General features: G+C 75.6%; 2 protein-coding genes. Both read left to right on the forward strand.

Features of this window, described 5'->3' with window-relative positions; genetic code table 11:
* The first annotated feature begins 4 nt into the window (after positions 1–4).
* A complete protein-coding gene (gene asnB, locus ACFRQN_RS10910) occupies positions 5–1,999 on the forward strand; it encodes an asparagine synthase (glutamine-hydrolyzing) (protein WP_380739794.1) in 1,995 nt (664 codons plus the stop codon).
* Entirely contained in the window at positions 1,996–21,444 is a 19,449-nt protein-coding gene (locus ACFRQN_RS10915; protein ID WP_380739796.1) for an SDR family NAD(P)-dependent oxidoreductase, read from the forward strand. The genes asnB and ACFRQN_RS10915 overlap by 4 nt, the downstream gene beginning before the upstream one ends.
* The last annotated feature ends 66 nt before the right edge of the window (positions 21,445–21,510 follow it).

Consider the following 21,510-nt stretch of genomic DNA (forward strand, 5'->3'; position numbering starts at 1 on the left):
TGCCATGTGCGGAATCGCCGGGTTCCTCGCGGACCCACCACTGACCGGAGCACCCGACGAGGTCATCACCTCGATGCTCTCGACCATCCGCCACCGCGGACCGGACCAGGCCGGCTACTACCTGGACGACGGGCTCGCGATGGGCACCGTACGGCTGGCGATCGTCGATCCCGCCGACGGCGCCCAGCCGATGTCGGACCCGACGGAGCGCTACTGGATCTGCTTCAACGGCGAGATCTACAACCACGTCGAACTGCGCGCGGAACTGGAGGGCCTGGGCCGCCCGTTCCGCACCGACCACTCCGACACCGAAGTCGCCCTCCAGGCCTGGATCCAGTGGGGCCCGGCCTGCTTCGCCCGCTTCAACGGCCCGTTCGCGCTCGCGATCAGGGACACCGCCACCGGCGGGCTCGTCCTGGCCCGCGACCGGTACGGCAAGCGCCCGCTGTACTACGCCGAGCACGGCGGCGCCCTCCTGTTCGCCTCCGAGGCGAAGGCCTTCGGCGCCTTCCCCGGCTTCCGCTTCGAGCTCTCCCCGCCGGACCTCGCGTCGATCTACGCGGTGTGGACGCCGCTGCCCGACCGCACGCCGTTCGCCGGCGTCCGCCAACTGCCCATGGGCTGCTACCTGGAGGCCGGCGGCGGCCTGCGCTCGCCGCTCGCGTACGAGGAACTCTCCTTCGACGTACCGGGCTTCGACGGCACCGAGCCGGAAGCGGTCGCGTTCGTCCGGGAGAGCCTGCGCACCGCGGTGGAGCTGCGCCTGCGCTCCGACGTGGAGGTCGGCGTCTACCTGAGCGGCGGCCTCGACTCCTCCGTGGTCACCAGCCTCGCCACGCAGCTGTCCCGGCACCAGGTCCGCACCTTCTCGGTGGCCTTCCGGGACAAGAACTTCGACGAGTCCGACAGCCAGCTGCTGGTCGCCGAGCACCTGGGCACCCTGCACTCCGCCCTCCCGGTCACCGGCGCGGACATCGCCGACAACCTCCCGTCGGCGGTGTACCACGCCGAGGTGCCCGCCTTCCGGACCTCCTTCGTCCCGATGTTCCTGCTCTCCCGCCACGTCCGCGACGCGGGCATCAAGACCGTGCTCAGCGGCGAGGGCTCCGACGAGGCCTTCCTCGGCTACTCCCTGTTCCGCGAGACCATGCTGCGCGAACGCTGGCACGGGCTCACCGACACCGAGCGGCGCGCCGGACTCGCCACCCTGCACCCGGAGCTGGCGCACTTCGGCCCGGCCCACCAGGGGCACCTGCTCGGCCTGTACCAGCAGTTCGCCACCGAGCGGCTGCCCGGCCTGTTCTCCCACGAACTGCGGTACCAGAACGGCAGGTTCGCGGCCCGGCTGCTCGCCTCCCGGGAGGACCCGTTCGCCGACCTGCTCGACCTGGTCGCCCGGGCGCCGGGCTACCAGGCCATGTCCGCGGTGCAGAAGGCCCAGTGGCTGGAGTACAAGACCCTGCTGCCCGGCTTCCTGCTCTCGACCCAGGGCGAGCGCGTCGCCCTGGCGCACAGCGTGGAGAACCGCTGCCCGTTCCTCGACCCGGCGGTGGTCCGGGCCGCCTCCGCGGTCAACCTCCGCTTCGACGACGGGTGGAACGAGAAGGCCGTCCTGAAGAAGGCGTTCCGCGCCGAGCTGCCGCAGTGGACCACGGACCGCCCCAAGCAGCCCTACCGCGCCCCGGGCAGCGAGGTGTTCAAGGAGCACCGCCCGGACTACCTGGAACTCCTCCTGTCCGACGCCGAGTTGGGCAAGCTCGACTTCCTGGACCAGCGGTTCGCCCGCCGCCTGACGGACCGCGTCATGGCCTCGCCCGCCGAGGACGTGAGCACCAAGGAGGACCAGGCCTTCGTCTACCTGCTCACCACCGCCGTGCTCCACCGGCAGTTCGTGCTCGACGGCGCCGGCCGGAACGGCGGACCGGCCGCCCCGGCGCTCGACCTGAAAGTGACCGTGGACCGGCGCCACGCCGTCCGGACCGGAAAGGAGGCCCGGTGACCACCGACGGCATCGCCATCATCGGACTCGCCCTGCGCTTCCCCGGGGCCGACACCCTCGCCACGCTCTTCGACCACCTCGCCGCCGGACGCTCCCTGATCACCGAGGTCCCCGCCGAACGGTGGTCCAAGGAACGCTACTTCGGGGACCCGCGCAACGGCGGCGAACGGACCAACAGCATCTGGGCCGGGTTCATCGAGGACGCGGACCGCTTCGACGCCGCCTTCTTCGCCATCTCCCCGCGCGAGGCCGAGACGATGGACCCGCAGCAGCGGTTCGCCCTCGAACTCGCCTGGAAGGCCGTCGAGGACGCGGGCTACCGCGCGAGCGAGCTCGCGGGCAGCCGCACCGGGGTCTTCATGGGCGTCTGCCACGCCGACTACGCCGAACTCATCGAGCGCGACGACGTGGCGACCGACGCCTACTTCCCGACCGGAACGGCGTACTCGATCGTCGCCAACCGGCTCTCCTACCACTTCGACCTCCACGGCCCGAGCATCACCAACGACACCGCCTGCTCCAGCTCCCTGGTGTCCGTCTACGAGGCCGTGACCGCGCTCAACAACGGGGACTGCGACCTGGCGCTGGCCGGCGGCGTCAACCTGTGCTGGTCCCCGAAGCACTTCGTGGCCTTCAGCAAGGCCGGCATGCTCTCGCCCACCGGCCGGGCGCAGGCCTTCGACGAGGGCGCCGACGGGTTCGTCCGGGGCGAGGGCGGGGCGGTCCTGCTGCTCAAGCCGCTCGCCCGGGCGATCGCGGACGGCGACCCGGTCCACGGGGTGATCAAGGGCGTCGGCACCAACCACGGCGGCCGGACCAACTCGCTGACCGTGACCAGCCCGACCGCCCAGGCCGCGCTGATCGAGGACGTCTACACCCGGGCGGGCGTCGCGCCCGGCACCGTCGGCTACATCGAGGCGCACGGGCCGGGCACCCCGGTCGGGGACCCGATCGAGATCGTCGGCCTCAAGCGCGCCTTCCGCAACCTGCACGAGGCCGCCGGGACCGAACCCGACCCGGACACCACCGGCATCGGCTCGGTCAAGACCAACATCGGGCACCTGGAATCCGCCGCCGGGGTGGCGGGCATGGTGAAGGTCGTCGCCGCCATGACGGCCGGGGTGCTGCCCGCGACCGTCAACTTCCGGAGCCTGAACCCGCTGATCAACCTGGCCGGCAGCCCCTTCTACATCGTCGACGGGACCCGGCCCTGGCCGGCCGTGGACGGCGCGCCCCGCCGGGCCGGCGTCAGCTCCTTCGGCTTCGGCGGGACCAACGCCCATGTGCTGATGGAGGAACCGCACCGCCGCACCTCCTCGGCCGACGCGCCGGGCCCGTACGTCGTCCCGCTGTCGGCGCGCAGCCCCGAGCGGCTGCGGGTGCTCGCCGGACTGCTGCGCGAGCACCTGCTCGCGCCGGAGTCCGCACTGCTGCCGCAGCAGTCGCCGGCCGACATCGCCCACACCCTGCGGGTGGGCCGCGAACCGCTGGCCGTCCGGGCCGCGCTCGTCGTCGCCGACCGGGACCAGCTCGTGGCCGCGCTGGGGACGCTGGTGTCCGGCGAGCTCCCGGCGGGCGAGGCCGCCAACCCCGCCGGCGCCGACCCCGAGCTGATGACCGCGGTCGCCGACTGGCTGGCGGGCGGCGACGCGAGCTGGCCGCACCACCCCGGCGCCCAGCGGGTGCGGCTGCCCACCTACCCGTTCGCGCGGGACCGGCACTGGTACCGCGTGCCGGAGCCCGTCGCCCCCGCCGCCACCGGGCAGCTGCACCCCCTCGTCCACCGCAACACCTCCGACCTGGCGCAGCAGCGCTACACCTCGACGTTCACCGGCGCCGAACCCTTCCTCGACGACCACCGGGTCGGCGGCCGGCGGGTGCTGCCCGCCGCCGCCTACGTCGAGATGGCCCGGGCCGCCGTGGCGCTCTCGGCCACCGGGACGGGGACCGTCCGGCTGCACGACCTGGCCTGGGTGCGGCCGATCACCGTCGACGAGGAACCCGTCGACGTCCAGGTCGAACTGACGCCCGGGGACCACGGCATCGCCGTCGCGTTCGTACGCGACGGCACGGAGCACGGCACCGGCCGCGCCGCACTCGTCCCGGCCGCGCCGCCGGCCCCGCTCGACCTGGCCGCGCTGCGCGCCTCCTGCCCGGACCCGGCCGAGCCCGACGCCGTCCACCGGCGGCTGCGCGCCCAGGGCCTGGAGTACGGCCCGGCCATGCGCGCGCTGCGGGAGCTGCGCACCGGCCCGGACGGGGCACTCGCCCGCATCCGGCCGACCGAGCCCGAGGGAGCCGGACACCTGCTGCCGCCGAGCCTGCTGGACGCGGCCTTCCAGGTCTCCGTCACGCTGATGCCGGACACCGCCGGGCCGACCCTGCCGCTGGCCCTGGACGAGGTCCTGGTCCACGGGCCGTGCCCGGCCGAGAGCTGGGCCTGGATCCGGCGGACCGGCGGTTCCGGGGGTTCCGGGGCCTCCGGCGGCTCCGGCGGCTCCGGCGCGGTGGCCACCTTCGACATCGACCTGTGCGACCAGGAGGGCACCGTGCACGCCACGGTCCGGGGGCTCGCCCAGCGCGCCACCGGCACCGGCCCGCGGGTCGTCACCGCCACCACCCGGTGGACGGACCGGCCTGCCGTACCCGGCGGCCCGGCCCGCACCCCGCACACCCCGGAACTGCCGGGCGTCGCCCCCTCGGCCCCGGCCGACGGCGTCGAGGCCGTGACGGACACGGTGTTCGCCGCCGTCCGGGAGCTGCTGCTCACCCGGCCCACCACCGAGCACCGGTTCGTGGTGCTGGTCGACGGGCGGGTCCCCGCGCACTTCCACCGGCCGCTGGCGGGCCTTTTCCGCACGGTGGCCCTGGAGAACCCGCTGGTCACCGGCCGGGTGGTGCGCGTCGACGGCCTGGAGGGCGCGGACCCGGCGACGATCGAGCGGATCGTCGCCGAGGAGTGCGCGGACGAGGGCGCCGACAGCGAGGTCCGCCGCCGGGCCGACGGGGTCCGGCAGGTGCTGGAACCCGTCGACGCCCCGCTCGCGGCCGGCCCGGCCGTCCCGGAGCTGCGGACCGGCGGGGTGTACTGGATCACCGGCGGCCTGGGCGGCCTCGGTCCGCACCTGGCCCGCTACTTCGGCCGCGCCGGGGCCACGGTGGTGCTCAGCGGACGGTCCGCCACCGGCCCGCTCGCCGAGCTGCGCGCCGACGGCGTCGACGCCCACCACCTGCCGGTGGACGTGGCCGACGCCGAGGAGGTCCGGGCCGCGGTCGAGACGATCCTGCGCGACCACGGCTCGCTCGACGGCGTCGTCCACGCGGCCGGCGTCCTGCGCGACCAGTACCTGGTGCGCAAGGACCTGGCCGACGTCCGCACGGTGGGCGCGCCGAAGATCCGCGGCGCGCTCAACCTCGACGCCGCCACCCGCCACCTCGACCTGGACCACTTCGTGCTCTTCTCGTCGGTCGCCGGGGTGTACGGCAACCCCGGCCAGTCCGACTACGCCGCGGCCAACGCCTTCCTGGACGCGTTCGCCGCGCACCGGCAGTCCCTGGTCGACGCCGGCGAGCGCACCGGCCGTACCGTCGCGGTCAGTTGGCCGCTGTGGGCCGACGGCGGCATGACGATGGACGCGGCCGGCCGGGAGGCGATGCGCCGCGAGCGGGGCTGGGAGCCGCTGCCCACCGAGGACGGGCTGCGCGCGCTCGGCGGGGCGCTGCGCGCCGACGCCCCGGCGCACGTCGTGGTCGGCTACGGCGCGGGCGCCACGCTCGCGGCCCGGCCCGCCGTACCGGCCCGAACCGCCGTACCGGGCACACCGGTTCGGACCGCCGTACCCGCCGGCCCGGTACCCGGCGGCGACGGCGGGGACCTGACCGAGCGGACCGAGGAACTGCTGCGGCGGATCGTCGCCGAGGTCCTCCGGCACCGGCCGGAGGACCTAGACCCGGCCACCGACCTCGTCGCGTACGGCATCGACTCGCTGAGCATCATGGGCGTGACCGCCGAGCTGGAGAAGCTGTTCGGGCCGCTGTCCAAGACCATCTTCTTCGAGTACCTCAACATCGCCGACGTCGCCGCCCACTTCGTGGAGTCCCGGCGGGAGCAGCTGGAGGCCGTCCTCGGCGAGGCGGCGCCGCGGGCCGAACCCGAGCCGGAGCCGGTCGAGGTACCCGTCCGGACCCCTGCCGCCGTCAGCGCCGTCTCTGCCGTCGAGGCCCCCGAGGCCCGCGCGGAGCCGTCCGGCCCGCACCGGGACCGCGACGACCGGCACGACATCGCGATCATCGGGGTCTCCGGGCGCTACCCCGGCGCCGACACCCTCGACGAACTGTGGGAGCTGCTGGAGAACGGCCGGCACAGCTTCACCGAGGTCCCCGCCGACCGCTGGGACCACCGCGTCGTCCACGACAGCGACCGGGCCGTGCCCGGCAAGAGCGTGATCCGGACCGGGACCTTCCTGCGCGACATCGACGCCTTCGACCCCCGGTACTTCCGGATCTCCAAGCGCGAGGCCGAGCAGATGTCCCCGGAGGTGCGGCTGTTCCTCCAGGCCGGCGTGCAGGCGCTGGAGGACTCGGGCTACTCCCGGGAGACCATCCGGCGCCGCTACCAGGGCGACGTCGGCGTGCTCGTCGGGACGATGAGCAACCACTACAACCTGTACGGCTTCCAGAACAGCCTCACCCGCGGCGCCCCGCAGAGCGGCAGCTACACCGGGACGATCCCGAACATGCTGTCCTACTTCTACGGCCTGACCGGGCCGTCGATCTTCGTGGACACCATGTGCTCGGCCTCCTCGACCTGTGTCCACCAGGCCGTGCAGATGCTGCGGGCCGGCGAGTGCCGGATGGTGGTCGCGGGCGGCATCAACCTGCTGCTGCACCCGTACAACCTGATCACCTCCTCGCAGGAGCACTTCACCACCGGCACCTCCGACGTGATCCGCAGCTTCGGCGTCGGCGTGGACGGCACCATCCTCGGCGAGGGCGTCGGCGCGGTGGTGCTCAAGCCGCTGGTCGACGCGGAGCGCGACGGCGACCACGTGTACGCCGTGATCAAGGGCACCGCCCTGTCCAACGCCGGTGTGCGCAACGGCTTCACCGTGCCGAGCCCCGGCATGCAGGCCCGCGCGATCGAGAAGGCCGTCGAGGACGCCGGGATCGACCCGAGGACGATCGGCTACGTCGAGGGCCACGGTTCGGGCACCGCCCTGGGCGACCCGATCGAGGTCCGCGCCCTCACCTCGGCGTTCCGGAAGTACACCGAGGACCGGCAGTTCTGCGCCCTCGGCTCGGTCAAGGCCACCATGGGCCACCTGCTCGCCGCGGCCGGGATGGTGGGCCTGGCGAAGGTGCTGCTCCAGCTGCGGCACGGCAAGCTGGTGCCGTCCCTGCACAGCACGGAGCTCAACCCGGACATCGACTTCGCGGACACCCCGTTCCGGGTGCAGCAGACCCTCTCCGACTGGCAGCCGGTCGTCACCACGGTCGACGGCCGGGAGGTCACCCACCCGCGCCGGGCCGGCCTCACCTCGATCGGCGCCGGCGGCATGAACTCCCACATCATCCTGGAGGAGTACCCGCCGCGGCCGGAGCGCCAGGAACCCTTCGGCGAGCAGCTGTTCGTGTTCTCCGCCATGAACGAGGACGCCCTCGGACGCCACCTGGCCGTCTTCCGCGACCACCTCGCCGGGGCCCGCGAGGCCGACCTCCCCGACATCGCCTTCACCCTGCGGGTCGGCAGGAACGAACTGCCGCACCGCTGGGCCTTCGTGGCGGCCGACAAGGCGGCCGCCCTGGCCGCCCTGGACGGCTGGGCGGCGGGCCGCCGGGACCTGCCGGAGCACGAGATCGCCCGGACCTGGCTCGCGGGCCGCAGCGTCGACTGGGACCGGCTGCCCACGGCCCGGCGGGTCCCGCTGCCCCCGTACCCCTTCGACCGGGTGCGCTGCTGGGTCGAGGTGGACGAGGACGCGCCGACCGTGCTCGCCCCGCTGGCCCACCGCGAGCGGCTGCACCCCTTCCTGGGGCGCAACGAGTCCGACGTCCACGGCCTGCGCTACGCCGCGGACCTGCGGCTCGACGACCTCCAGGACTACACCTACCGCCAGGACGGGCTCCCCGTCGTGGTGTCCACCTTCGCCGTGGACCTCGCGCTCGCCACCGCGAGGGTCAGCGGGTACGCGGCCGAGCCGGCCGTGCACGACCTGCGGGTGCTGCGGCCGGTCGACTGGTCGGCCACCGACCGCCTCGTCACCGAGTTCGCCGACGGCCACGGCCTGGTGCGGGCCGGGGACGGGCCGCCGGCCGTCGAGTTCACCGTCCGGGCGGCCGACGCGCCCACCGGCCGGATCGACCTCACCGGCCTGCGGCAGGTGCTGGACCGGGCGGGCCTCCTGGCCGAACTGGCCGAGGGCGGCGTCGTCCCCCGGGCCGCCGCCTGCGCCGTCGACGCGGTGTCCGCCGCCCCGGACGGCAGCACCGTCCTGCACCTGTCCCACCCCGGCGTCCAGCAGGACCACGTCCGGCGGAACGTGACCGTCGAACCGTCCGTCCTCGCGGCGATCGCCCTGGGCGTGCAGTGGACGGCCCGCCGGGCCGGGCACCCGGACTGGCAGCGGGTCGCGCCGCACCGGATCGACCGGATCGCCGTCCGGTCCGGCGGGCCGGTCGCCCACGTCCTCCTCGGCGCCGACCGGATCCTCCTGGCCGACGCTTCGGGCGAGGTGCTCGGCGCGCTGGAGGGCGTGCTGTGCGGCACCGGGGGGACGCCACCGGCGGCCCGCCGGGCCCCCCGGCCCGCCGTACTCCGCCCCGAGCCGGGTACTCCCGCGCCGGCGGAGGGCACGTCCGGACCTTCGGGTGCGGACGGGGTCGTGGAGGTGCTGCGCGAGATCGCGGCGGGGCTGCTGAAGTTCGAGCCGGAGGAGCTCGACCCCCGGACCGGCATGGACGAGTTCGGCTTCGACTCGATCTCGCTGGTCTACTTCGCCAAGCAGATCGAGGAGCGCTTCGGCGCCAAGGTCAGCCCGGCCGTGTTCTTCGACCTCAGCACCCTGGAGGCGCTGGGCGCCCACCTGGTCGCGGAGCACGGGGCCTCGGCCGCGCCGCGCCGCCCGGCGGCCCGCCCCGCGACCGTCCCGGCAGCCGTCCCCGTGACCGCCGCCGTGACAGTCTCCGCGACGGCCCCCGCCACCGGGCGCCGGCCCCTCCCGGACCGGCCCGGACGGGCCCCGGACACCCCGATCGCCGTGATCGGCGCGGCCGGACGCTTCCCCGGCGCCCGCGACCTCGGCGAGTTCTGGGCGAACCTGCTGGCCGGGCGGGACTCCGTCACCGCCTTCCCGCTGGACCGCTACGACGAGGAGCAGCGCCGGGCCATCACCGCCCTGGACTTCCCCCGGCGGATGGGCGCCCTCGACGAGGTCGACGCCTTCGACGCGGCGTTCTTCCGGATCCTGCCGCGCGAGGCCGAACTGATGGACCCCCAGCACCGGCTGGTGCTGGAGACGGTGTGGCAGGCACTGGAGGACAGCGCCCACCGCCCGAGCGAACTCCCCTCCAACACCGGGGTGTTCATCGGCGTCACCAACAACGACTACGCGACCCTGCTCAGCACCCGAGGGGTGCGGCCGGACGCCTTCACCGCGACCGGCACCAACCACTCGATCCTGGCCAACCGCATCTCCTACCTGCTCGACGTGCGCGGCCCGAGCGAGCCCATCGACACCGCCTGTTCCAGCTCGCTGGTGGCGGTGCACCGCGCCATGGAAGCCATCCGGTCCGGCGCCTGCGACCTGGCGATCGCGGGCGGGGTGAACGTCCTGCTCGACGCCGGCACCTTCGTCAGCGCCCACCGCGCGGGGATGCTCAGCCCGGACGGCCTGTGCCGCACCTTCGACGCCGACGCGAACGGCTACGTGCGCGGCGAGGGCGTCGGGGCCGTCGTCCTCAAGCCGCTGGCGGCGGCCGAGCGGGACGGCGACGCGATCCTCGGCGTGCTCCGGGGCAGCGCCTACAACCACGGCGGACGGGCCAACTCGCTCACCGCGCCGAACGCCGACGCCCAGGCCGAGCTGGTCACCGCGGCCGTCGGCGACCTCGACCCGGACACCATCGGCTACATCGAGACCCACGGCACCGGCACGGCCCTCGGCGACCCGGTCGAGGTCCGCGCGCTGCGCACGGCCTTCCGCCGGCTCGGCCGCAGCGACGACGGCGCGTGCGGCCTGGGCTCGGTCAAGACCAACATCGGGCACCTGGAGTCCGCCGCCGGCATCGCCGGGCTGCTGAAGGTGCTGCTCTCGCTCCGGCACGGGGTGCTGCCCGCGAACCGGCACCTGCGGCGGGTCAACCCGTTCGTCGAACTCGACGACGGGCCCTTCCACCTGGTCCGGGAGAACGAGCCCTGGCCGCGTCCGCGCGACCGCGACGGCCGGGACGGGCCGAGGCGCGCCGGGGTGAGCAGCTTCGGCTTCGGCGGCGTCAACGCGCACGTCGTGGTCGAGGAGTACGTCCCGGTCCGGGCCGGCCGGGAGGAGCCCGCCGGGGACGTCCTGGTGCCGCTCTCGGCGCGCACCCCGGGGCAGTTGACCGACCGGGCCCGGGACCTGCTGGCCTTCCTGGAGCGGTCGGAGGGGGTGTCCCTGCGCTCGGTCGCCTGGACCCTCCTGGCCGGCCGGGAGGAGATGGCCGAGCGGATCGTCTGGACGGTGTCCAGCGTGGCCCAACTCGCCGACCGGCTGCGGGCGTTCGTCGCCACCGGCGACCGGGGCGAGGCCGCCGGTCCGGCGGCGCGCTGGATCGCGGGCGAGGCCCTCGACCGGTCGGCCTGGACCGGCGGAGCGACGCCCGGCCGGGTGCACCTGCCCGGGTACCCCTTCGCCCGGGAGCGCTTCTGGCACCCGGAGGCCGAGCCCGCCCCGGCGCCCGCCCAGGCGCCCGTCGCGGCACCGGACACCGAAGCGGCCGCCGCCCCGGAGGCCGTCACGGTCCTGTCCGTCCCGGCCTGGGCTCCGGCCCCCGCCGCGCCGGGCCGCCGCCACGACCGCCGCGCGGTCGTGCTGTGCGGGGTCGACGGCGACGTCCCCGGGGCGATCCGGCTGGAGACCGCCAAACAGCGGCCGGAGAGCCGGTTCCGCGACCTGTCCTGGCAGCTGCTGGAGACCGTCCGGGGCCTGGCGGCCGAGGAGGGCATGGTGCTGGTCCAGGTGGTCGCGGACACCGCGGCCCTGGCCGGCCTGCTGCGCTCGGTGGCCAAGGAGGACCCCGGAGTCCTCGGCCAGGTGATCGTCCTGGACGGCGCCGCGGGCGTCGACCCGGCCACCGCGGTCGCGGAGAACGCCGACGGCGCGGACGACCTCGTCCGCTACCGCCACGGCGTCCGGCAGACCCTCGGCTGGACCCCCGTCACTCCCCCGGCCACCGGCTCCGCCCCGCCGTGGCGGGACGGCGGCGTCTACCTCGTCACCGGCGGCGCCGGCGGCATCGGCGCCGCGACGGCCCGTCGGATCGCCGCCGACGTCCGACGGCCCACCCTCGTCCTCGCGGGCCGCTCAGCGGCCGACGAGCGGGTGGAGGCGCTGCTGGCCGACCTGCGGCAGGCCGGCGCGGTCGCGCGCTACGTGCGGGCCGACCTCTCGCGCTGGGAGGAGGTCCGCCACCTCGTCGCCGAGGCGGGCGAGGTCACCGGGGTGGTGCACGCCGCCGGAGTGGTCCGCGACGCCCTGCTCGCGGAGAAGACCGCGGCGCAGTGGGAGGAGGTGCTCGGCGCCAAGGCGGACGGCCTCGTCCACCTCGACCGGGCCACCGCGCACTGCCCGCTGGAGTTCGTCCTGGCCTACTCCTCCGGCGCCGCCGTCACCGGCAACCCCGGGCAGAGCGACTACGCGGCCGCCAACGCCTTCCTCGACGAGTTCGCCGCCTCCCGCAACGCGGCCGTCGCCCGGGGGGAACGGCGGGGCCGGACGCTCTCCGTGGCCTGGCCGCTGTGGCAGGACGGCGGCATGACCGTCGACGACCGCACCCTGGCCTACCTGCGGGAGGACCGGGGGCTGGTCCCGATGCCGACGCCGACGGGCCTCGCCGCCCTGGTCGACGCCTGGCACACCGGGGCTGACCGGGTGTGGGTGCACCACGGCTCGCCCGCCCCGGCCGCTGCTCCTGCCGCTGCCGCTCCGCCCGCGCCCGCACCGTCCGGGGGCCGCACCGCGGACCGCGCCGTGCTGGACCACCTGCGGGAGGTCTTCGCGGAGGTCAGCAAGCTGCCCCCGCAGGCGGTGGACCCGGACCGGCCGTTCGTCGACATCGGTCTCGACTCGGTGATGGTGATCCAGCTCAACCGTGCGCTGGCCCCGTTCTACCCCGAGGCCTCCTCGACCCTGTTCTACGAGCAGCCGACCCTGCGGGCGGTGGCCGCCCGGCTCGGCGGCGCACGCCGCCCGGAGCCCGTACCGCAGCCCGTACCGGAGCGGGCGACCGGGCCCGCCCCGGCGGCCCCCTCGGGACGGGCCGTCCCCGCCGGGGAACCCGCCGTCGGGCGTACCGCCGGGCGCGCCGCCGGCCCCGACGAGCCGATCGCCGTCATCGGGCTGAGCGGCCGCTACCCGGGCGCCACCGACCTGGGCGAGTTCTGGGAGAACCTCAGGGCCGGCCGCGACAGCGTCCGCGAGATCGACCGGTGGCCGCTGGACGGCTTCTTCGAACCCGACCGCACCACCGCCGCGACCACCGGGCGCAGCTACAGCAAGTGGGGCGGGTTCCTGGACGGCTTCGCCGACTTCGACCCGAGGTTCTTCGGCATCGCCCCGCGCGACGCCTACGCGATGGACCCGCAGGAGCGGCTGTTCGTCCAGGCCGCCTGGGAGGTGCTGGAGGACGCCGGGTACACCCGCGCCCGCCTCGCCGAGCAGCACGACCACCGGGTCGGGGTGTTCGCCGGCGTCACCAAGGTCGGGCACGCCCGGCACCCTGCGGGCCGGCTGCCCTCGGGTGAACTCGTCGTCCCCGGGCTGTCGTTCGCCTCGCTGAGCGCCCGGGTCTCCTACCTGCTCGACCTGCGCGGGCCGAGCCTGACCGTGGACACCATGTGCTCGGCCTCGCTGACCGCGATCCACGAGGCCTGCGAGCAACTCCGCAGCGGCGCCTGCGAGGTCGCCCTGGCCGGCGGCGCGAACGTCTACACCCACCCGCTGGACTACGTCGAGCTGTGCCGCTCCGGCATGCTCTCGCCCGACCGGTACTGCCGCAGCTTCGGCGCCGGCGGCCACGGGTTCGTCCCCGGCGAGGGCGTCGGCTGCGTGCTGCTCAAGCCGCTGTCCCGGGCCCTGGCCGACGGGGACCGGGTGCTGGGCCTGATCCGCGCCACCGGCGTCAACCACGGCGGGCGCAGCACCGGTTACACCGTGCCGAGCCCGACCGCCCAGGCCGCGCTGATCCGTCAGGTGCTCGACCGGGCCGGCGTCTCGGCACGCCAGGTCGGGTACGTCGAGGCGCACGGCACCGGCACCGAGCTGGGCGACCCGATCGAGGTCGCCGGCCTGGCCGCGGCGTTCCGGCAGGACACCGAGGACCGGCAGTACTGCGCGCTCGGTTCGGTGAAGTCCGGCATCGGGCACCTGGAGGCCACCGCCGGCGTGGCGGGCCTGACCAAGGTGCTGCTGCAGCTCGGGCACCGGGAACTGGTCCCCACCCTGAACGCCGAACAGCCCAACCCGAACATCGACTTCGGGTCGTCCCCCTTCCGGCTCCAGCGCGAAGCGGCGCCCTGGCACAGCGAGGGCCCGCGGATCGCGGCGGTGTCCTCCTTCGGTGCCGGCGGCTCCAACGCGCACGTGATCGTCGAGGAGTACCCCGTGCAACCCGCAGACGGCACCGAGGACGGCGCCGAACACGTCGTCGTCCTCTCCGCCCGGACCCCCGACCGACTCGCCGCCTCCGTCGACCGGTTGGCCGCGTTCCTCGACCGGGCCCCGGACACCCCGCTGGCCGACCTCGCGTACACCCTCCAGGTGGGACGGGAGGCGATGGCCGAGCGGTACGCGGTCGTGGTCTCCTCCACCGGGGAGCTGCGGGACGCGCTGCGCGAGGGCCGGGGGCTCCGGGGCAGCGCGGGGACGGCGCCCGACGGGCTGCTCGCGGAACTCACCGCGGACGGCGAGCTCCAGGAGCTGCTCGTCCGGCGCTGGAGCGCCGCCGGGGAGCTGTCCAAGGTCGCGGCCCTGTGGGCGTCCGGCGTCGCGATCGACTGGCGGAGCACGCACCGGGCGGCGCGGCGGACCATCGCCCTGCCCACCTATCCGTTCGCCGCGGAACGGTTCTGGATCGGCGACCTGGCCCGGTCCGGGGACGTTCCCCCCGCAGCACCCGTTCCCCCCGCGGCCGCCGAACCGGTCGACCTGGCCGGTCTTGACGAACCGGCCGAACCCGCCGACCTGGACGGGCTGGTGCCCGCGCTGGTGCGGGAGAAGGTCGCCGCCGCCCTCGCGATGGAGGCCGGCGAGGTCCTCGACGGGTCGGCGTTCGCCGATCTGGGCCTGGACTCCATCCTCGCCGTCCGGCTGGTCCACGAGCTCAACACCGCGCTCTCGCTGGACCTTTCGACCACCGTGGTCTTCGACCACAGCACGGTCGACCGGCTGGCCGCGCACCTGCTCGCCGAGCACCGGGACGCCATGGTGCCGGCCCGGACCGGCGGCGGGGCCCGGCCCTCGGCCGCGCTCGACGCCACACCGGGCGCCGCGCCTGACGCCGCGCCGAACGCCGGAGCCGCCGACGGCGGCGCCCCGGCCACCGAACGCCGTCCCGCCACCAGCCGCCGTCCCGCCACCGGACAGCCGGTGGCCGCCCCCGGCCCGGTGGACCGCGGCCCGATCGCGGTCGTCGGCATGAGCGGCCGGTTCGCGGGCACCGGCTCGCTGGACGAGCTGTGGACGCGGCTGGAGAACGGGGACGACCTGGTCACCGACGCCACCCGCTTCCGCCTCGACGGCCTGAGCGCGTGCACCCGGGGCGGGTTCCTCGACCGGATCGACGAGTTCGACGCGCTGTTCTTCAACATCTCCGGCACCGAGGCCGCCGCGATGGACCCCCAGCAGCGGCTGCTGCTGGAGGAGTCGTGGAAGGCCCTGGAGGACGCCGGGTACGCCGGCCGGATGGACCGGCGGCCGTGCGGCGTGTACGTCGGCGCCTGGGCCGGGGACTACCTGGAGCTGCTCGACGGGGACGCGCCGGCCCAGGCCCTGTGGGGCAACATGGCCTCGGTGATCCCGAGCCGGGTCAGTTACGCCCTGGACCTCAAGGGCCCGGCGATCGCCGTCGACACCTCCTGCTCCAGTTCGCTGGTGGCGCTCGACCTGGCGTGCAAGGACCTCTGGTCCGGCGAGACCTCGATGGCCCTGGCCGGCGGGGTGTTCGTCCAGTCCACGCCGCGGCTGTACGGGCTCGCGGGCCGCGCGGGGATGCTCTCCCCGAGCGGGCGCTGCCACAGTTTCGACCACCGGGCGGACGGGTTCGTCCCCGGTGAGGGCGTCGGGGTGGTGGTGCTCAAGCGGCTCGCCGACGCGCTGGCGGACGGGGACCACGTCCACGGCGTGATCACCGCCGTCGGGGTCAACCAGGACGGCGCCACCAACGGCATCACCGCCCCGAGTTCGGTCTCCCAGGAGAGCCTGATCAGCGGGCTGTACGAGCGGGCCGGCATCGACGTGGAGCGGATCGGCCTGGTCGAGGCGCACGGCACCGGCACGCCGCTGGGCGACCCGATCGAGTTCCGGGCCCTGGACCGGGTCTTCCGCGCCCGGACCGACCGCGCCGAGTACTGCGCGCTGGGCTCGGTGAAGACCACGATCGGACACGCCCAGTTCGCCGCCGGCATCGCGGGCGTGCTGAAGGTCCTGCTGGCGCTCAGGCACCGGCGGATCCCCGCCGCGCTGAACTTCGAGACCGCCAACGAGGCGGTCCCGCTGGCCGGCAGCCCGTTCTACGTCAACACCCGGACCCGTGACTGGGCGGCCCCCGCCGCCGGCCCGCGCTGCGGCGTGGTGAGCTCCTTCGGGGCCAGCGGCACCAACGCCCACGTCGTCATCGAGGAGGCGCCGTCGGCCGAGCGGCCCCCGGCGCCGAGGGCGGACCACCCCGTGGTCCTGTCCGCCCGGACGGAGCAGCAGCTCGCCGAGCAGCGGCGCCGGCTCGCGGCGCACCTGCGCGCCCACCCCTCGGTGGAGCTGCGCGACCTCGCCCACACGCTGTGGGTCGGCCGGAAGCGGTTCGAGCACCGCTTCGAGTGCCTGGCAGGCGACACCGCCGAACTGGTCGCGGTGCTCGACGGCATCGCGCCCGCCCGTCCGGTCGGGGACGCGCCGGCCCCGGCCGGGGGACGCCTCGTCCCGCTGCCGACCTACCCGTTCGCCCCGGACCGGCACGGGCCGGCGGCGGGCCGCGACCGCGACCGCGTCACGCTGTCCCGTACGGACGGGCTGCTGCGGGACCACGTCGTGCAGGGCCGGCACATCCTGCCCGCCGTCGCCCATCTGGAACTGGCCCGTCGGGCCCTGGGCGGCACCCGCGTCCGGATGACCAACGTGACGTGGGTCCGGCCGCTGGAGGTCGGGCCGGAACCCGTCGAGGTGCTGGTCGACCTGCGCACCGACGCCCGCGGCGGCCGGCGGTTCACGCTGTCGACCGGCGGGACGGTCCGCAGCGAGGGCACCCTGGCCCCCTCCGACGCCCCGCGCCCGGCCCGGGTGGACCTCGCCGCGCTGCGCGCGCGGTGCCCGGAGACGGTGCCCGGCGAACGGATCCACCAGGCCCTGCGGTCGATGGGCATCGAGCACGGCCCGAGCCTGCGGGCCGTCCGGCAGGCGCACGTGGGACCCGACACGGTGCTCGCCGACCTGGTCCTGCCCGACGCGGCCGAGCCGGGCGCGCTCACCCCGGCCCTGCTGGACTCGGCGATCCAGGCCACCGTCGCGGCGCACCTGACCGAACTGCGGGACACCGCCGTGCCGTTCGCGCTGGAGCGGCTCGAGCTGTTCGCCCCCTGCACCCCGGCCATGACGGCCGTGGTGCGGGGCCTGGCGGCCGGGCCGCTCGGCCGGCTCGACATCGATCTGGTGGACGAGGACGGCGAGGTCCGGGTACGGCTGGTCGGCTACAGCTCCCGCCGGACCGGGAGCCGCACCGAACCCCGCCCGGAGGCCCCTACCGGAACGGCCGGCGCGGACCGGCCCGAGCCCGCCGTCGAAGGCGCCGTCGAGGCCGCCGTCGAAACCGCCGTCGAACCGGCCCTCTACGCCCCGGTCTGGGACCCGATCCCCGCGGACGGCCCCCCGGTGCCCTCCGGCGCGGACCGCGTCCTGGTCGTCGGCGGCCCGGCCCCGCTCGACGGCGCGCTCCACTGGCCGCTGCCGGCCTCGGCGAGCGTCGAGGAGGCCACCGCCGCGCTGCGCGGACTCGGACCGGTCGACCACCTGGTGTGGGCCGCCCCCGAGGCCGACCTCGCGCCCACCGACGCCGCCGGCTACACCGCCGCGCAGGAGGACGGGGTGGTCGCCGCGTTCCGTCTGGTGAAGGCGCTGGTCGCGGCGGGCTACGACGCCAGGCCGCTCGGGATCACCCTGGTGACGACCCGTGCGCTCGCCACCCACGCGGACGACGAGGTCCAGCCCGCGCACGCCGGGCTGCACGGCCTGTTCGGCTCGCTGGGCCGGGAGTACGGCAACTGGACCGTCCGCCGCGTCGACCTGGACGGCTCCGGCTGGCCCGCCGACCTCACCGCCCTGCCCGCCCAGTCCCCCGACGACGCCTGGGTCCGGCGGACCGGCCAGTGGCTGGCCCGCCGCTGGGCCCCGTGCGAGGCCCCGGAGCGGCCGGTGTACCGGGAGGGCGGCGTGTACGTCGTCATCGGCGGCGCCGGCGGGCTGGGCTCCGCGTGGACCCGGCACGTCGTGCGGAACCACGGCGCCCACGTCACCTGGATCGGCCGCCGGGCGCACGACGCCACCGTGGCGGACCGGATCCGCTCCGCCGGAGGACCGGAGCACGTCCGCTACCTCCAGGCCGACGCCGGCGACCCGGCCGCGCTGCGCCGGGCCCTGGCCGAGGTCAGGCGCCGCCACCCCCGGGTGCACGGAGTCATCCAGGCGGCGCTGGTGCTGCGGGACAGCACCGTCGCGCGGATGGACGAGGCCGACCTGCGCGCCGCGCTGGCCGCCAAGGTCGACGTGACGACCGCCATGGCCGAGGCCTTCGACGGCGAGCCGCTCGACTTCGCGGTCCTGCTGTCCTCCATGCAGTCCTTCACGACCGCCGCCGGCCAGGGCAACTACGCGGCCGGCTGCACCTTCAGCGACGCCTACGCGCACGCCCTCGGGCAGCACTGGGACACCCCGGTCCGGGTCATGAACTGGGGCTGGTGGGGCGGACTCGGGAGCGTCACCTCCGAGTTCTACCGGGAGCGGATGACCCGGGTCGGGCTGGTGTCGATCGAACCGCCGGAGGGGCTCGCCGCCCTGGCCGCCCTGCTCGGCGGCCCGCAGCGGCAGCTCGCCTACGTCCGCACCGACCGGCGCAACACCCTGCCCAACTTCGACCGCGCCACCCGGGTCTCCGCGCACGGCCCGGCCGTCCTGCCGCGCCCCGGCACGCTGCCGGCCGGCGTCGACGAGACGGACGCCGCCCTGGACGAGGTCGTCCGGTGGCGGCGGGCCGAGCGGGACCCGTGGCTCGCCAAGGTCCTCGCCGCCCAGCTGGCCGACGTCGACCGCGCGGCGGTCCTGCCGCAGTACGCCCAGTGGTGGGAGCACGCCCAGCGGCTCCTGGTGCCGGCGGAGCCCGCGGACCAGGTGCTGGCCCGGTGGGAGCGGCAGTGCGCCCGGTGGTCCGCGGACCCCGACCGGGCGGCGGAGCTGCGCCTGGCCGCGGCCATGCTCGGGGCCCTGCCCGGGATCCTGACCGGCCGTGTCCGGCCCACCGACGTGATGTTCCCGCGCGGCTCCATGGAGCTGGTGGAGGGCTGCTACCGCGACAACCGCGCCGCCGACCTGTTCAACCGCGCCATGGCCGCCACCGCCGCCGGCCTGGTCGCCGACCGGCTGCGCCGGGACCCGGGCGCCCGGCTGCGGATCCTGGAGGTCGGCGCGGGCACCGGCGGCACCAGCGTGGGGATGTTCGCCGCCCTCCAGCCGTACCGGGACAGCATCGAGCGCTACGTCTACACGGACGTCTCCAAGGCCTTCCTGAACCACGCCCGGGCCTCGTACGGGCCGGAGGTCCCGTACCTGGACTGCCGACTGCTCGACATCGAACGGCCGCTGGCCGGGCAGGAGGTCGCCGAGGGCGCCTTCGACCTGGTCATCGCCGCGAACGTGCTGCACGCGACCAAGGACACCCGCAACACCCTGCGCAACGCCAAGGCCGCGCTGCGGCCCGGCGGTTGGCTGCTGCTGAACGAGCTCTCGGCGTTCGACCTGTTCAGCCACGTGACCTTCGGCCTGCTGGAGGGCTGGTGGCTGTTCGACGACCGGTCGCTGCGGATCCCCGGCTCGCCGGCGCTGTCGCCCGGGAACTGGCGGGACGTGCTGGCCGGTGAGGGCTTCCGCACCGTCGTGTTCCCGGTGTCCCGGGCGCTCCCGTTGGGGCAGCAGGTGATCGCGGCGGAGAGCGACGGGGTGGCCCGGCAGCGGGTGCCGGCGGCACCGGCTGCACCGGCGGGAGGCGGACGGGAGACGTCCGCGACCCCCGACCGGCGCTCGGAGGCCCGGCCGCCGGCCCGGGTGGTCGACACCCCGCCGGCCCGACCGCAGGCGCCCGCCGTCGACCCCCGACCGCAGGCGCCCGCCGTCGACCCCCGGCCCGCCCGGCCCGTCGACAGCCGGCCCGTCGACCCCCGGCCCGCCCGGCCGGTGGACACCCTGCCCGCCCGGCCGCCGGCCGATCCGGCGGCGCTGGTCCTGGCCAAGGCGGCGACCGTGCTCGGCATCCCGGCCGAGCGGATCGACTCCTCGGCCCCGCTCACCGACTACGGCCTGGACTCGATCCTGGTTCTCCAGCTCACCAACGCCCTGCGCGAGGACTTCGGCGAGGACGTCTCCCCCACCCTGCTGTTCGAGGCCGAGAGCGTCGACGCCCTCTGCGCCCGCCTCAGCGGCGCCCCCGACACCACCGGCAGCACCGGTGAGCCCGGCCGGCGCTGGGCGCTGTCCCGCGGCCAACTGACCATGTACCGGGACCAGGTGCGCTGCCCGGACTCCGTCGCCTACCACCTCCCGCTCCTGTTCGAGGTCCACGGCGAGCCGGACGAGGCGGCGCTGGAACGCGCGGTCCGGGAGCAGGCCCGGATCCACCCGCTGCTGGGCACGGTGGTCGCCGAGCGGGACGGCGTCCCGTACCTGGACGTCGATCCGGCCCGGGGGCCCTCCTTCGAACGGGTCGACCTCACACCCACCACGCGGGACGGCCGGCTGGCCGCGCTGCGCGAACTGGTCGGCGCGCCCTTCGACCTGGCCGCCGGTCCGCTGGTCCGGGCGCACCTGGCCGCCCTGCCCGACGGCCGCCGGCTGCTGCTGGTCACCGCGCACCACATCCTGCTGGACGGGACCTCGACGGCCCTGCTGGTCCGCACCCTCAAGGACGCCTACCGGGGCCGGGGACGGCTGCGGAGCGCCGAGTTCGGCGACTACACCGCCTGGGAGGAGGAGCTGCTGGCCGGCCCGCGCGGGCAGCGGCACCGGGACCACTGGCTGGCCGAACTGGCCGGCGCGGACGGGCGGTTGGACCTGCCGTACGACCGCCCGCCGGTCCCGGGGCGGCTGCCGCGCGCGGACGTGGTCGTGACCCGGCTGCCGCGGGAGCTGGCCGACGCGGTCGCCGCGACGGCCAGGAGCCACCGGGTCAGCGCCTCGACCGTGCTGCTCGCCGGCTACACCCGCTTCCTCCACCGGGTGACCGGCCAGGACGACCTGATCGCGGGGGTCACCACGGCCGCCCGCTACGAGGAGCGGTTCCAGGACGTCGTCGGCCAGTTCGCGAACTGCCTGCCGATCCGGTCCACCGCCACGGAGGACGTCGCCGGGCTGCTCCGCTCCCTCCACCGCCGGGTGCTGGCCGGGATCGAGCACGGCGCCTACCCGCTGGCCGAGATCGTCCGGGCCCGGGGCGACGGGGACGGACCGCTGGTGCGGACCAACTTCCTGTTCCAGAACTTCGACGGCGCGGAGCTGCTGACCAACGGGGCGCCCACCGCTCCCGGCGACCTGGACCTCCGGGCCTTCGACGACCTGCCCTACCCGGGGGAGTATCCCCTCGCCCTGGAGGTCTACCGGGACGAGGACGGCTACAAGGCCTTCCTGAAGTACGACACCCGGCTGTTCGAGGAGGCCACCGCCCGGTGGATGGCGGACGACTGGCTGGCGGCCCTCCGGGAGGTCGTGGCCGGCCGGTAGCGGGGCCGGGGTGGCCCCCCCCCCGCGGGGGCAACCCCGGGCCCCGGGCCCCCGCCCCCCCCCCCC

The sequence above is a fragment of the Kitasatospora sp. NPDC056800 genome, from assembly GCF_042789775.1.
Classification (GTDB): Bacteria; Actinomycetota; Actinomycetes; order Streptomycetales; family Streptomycetaceae; genus Kitasatospora.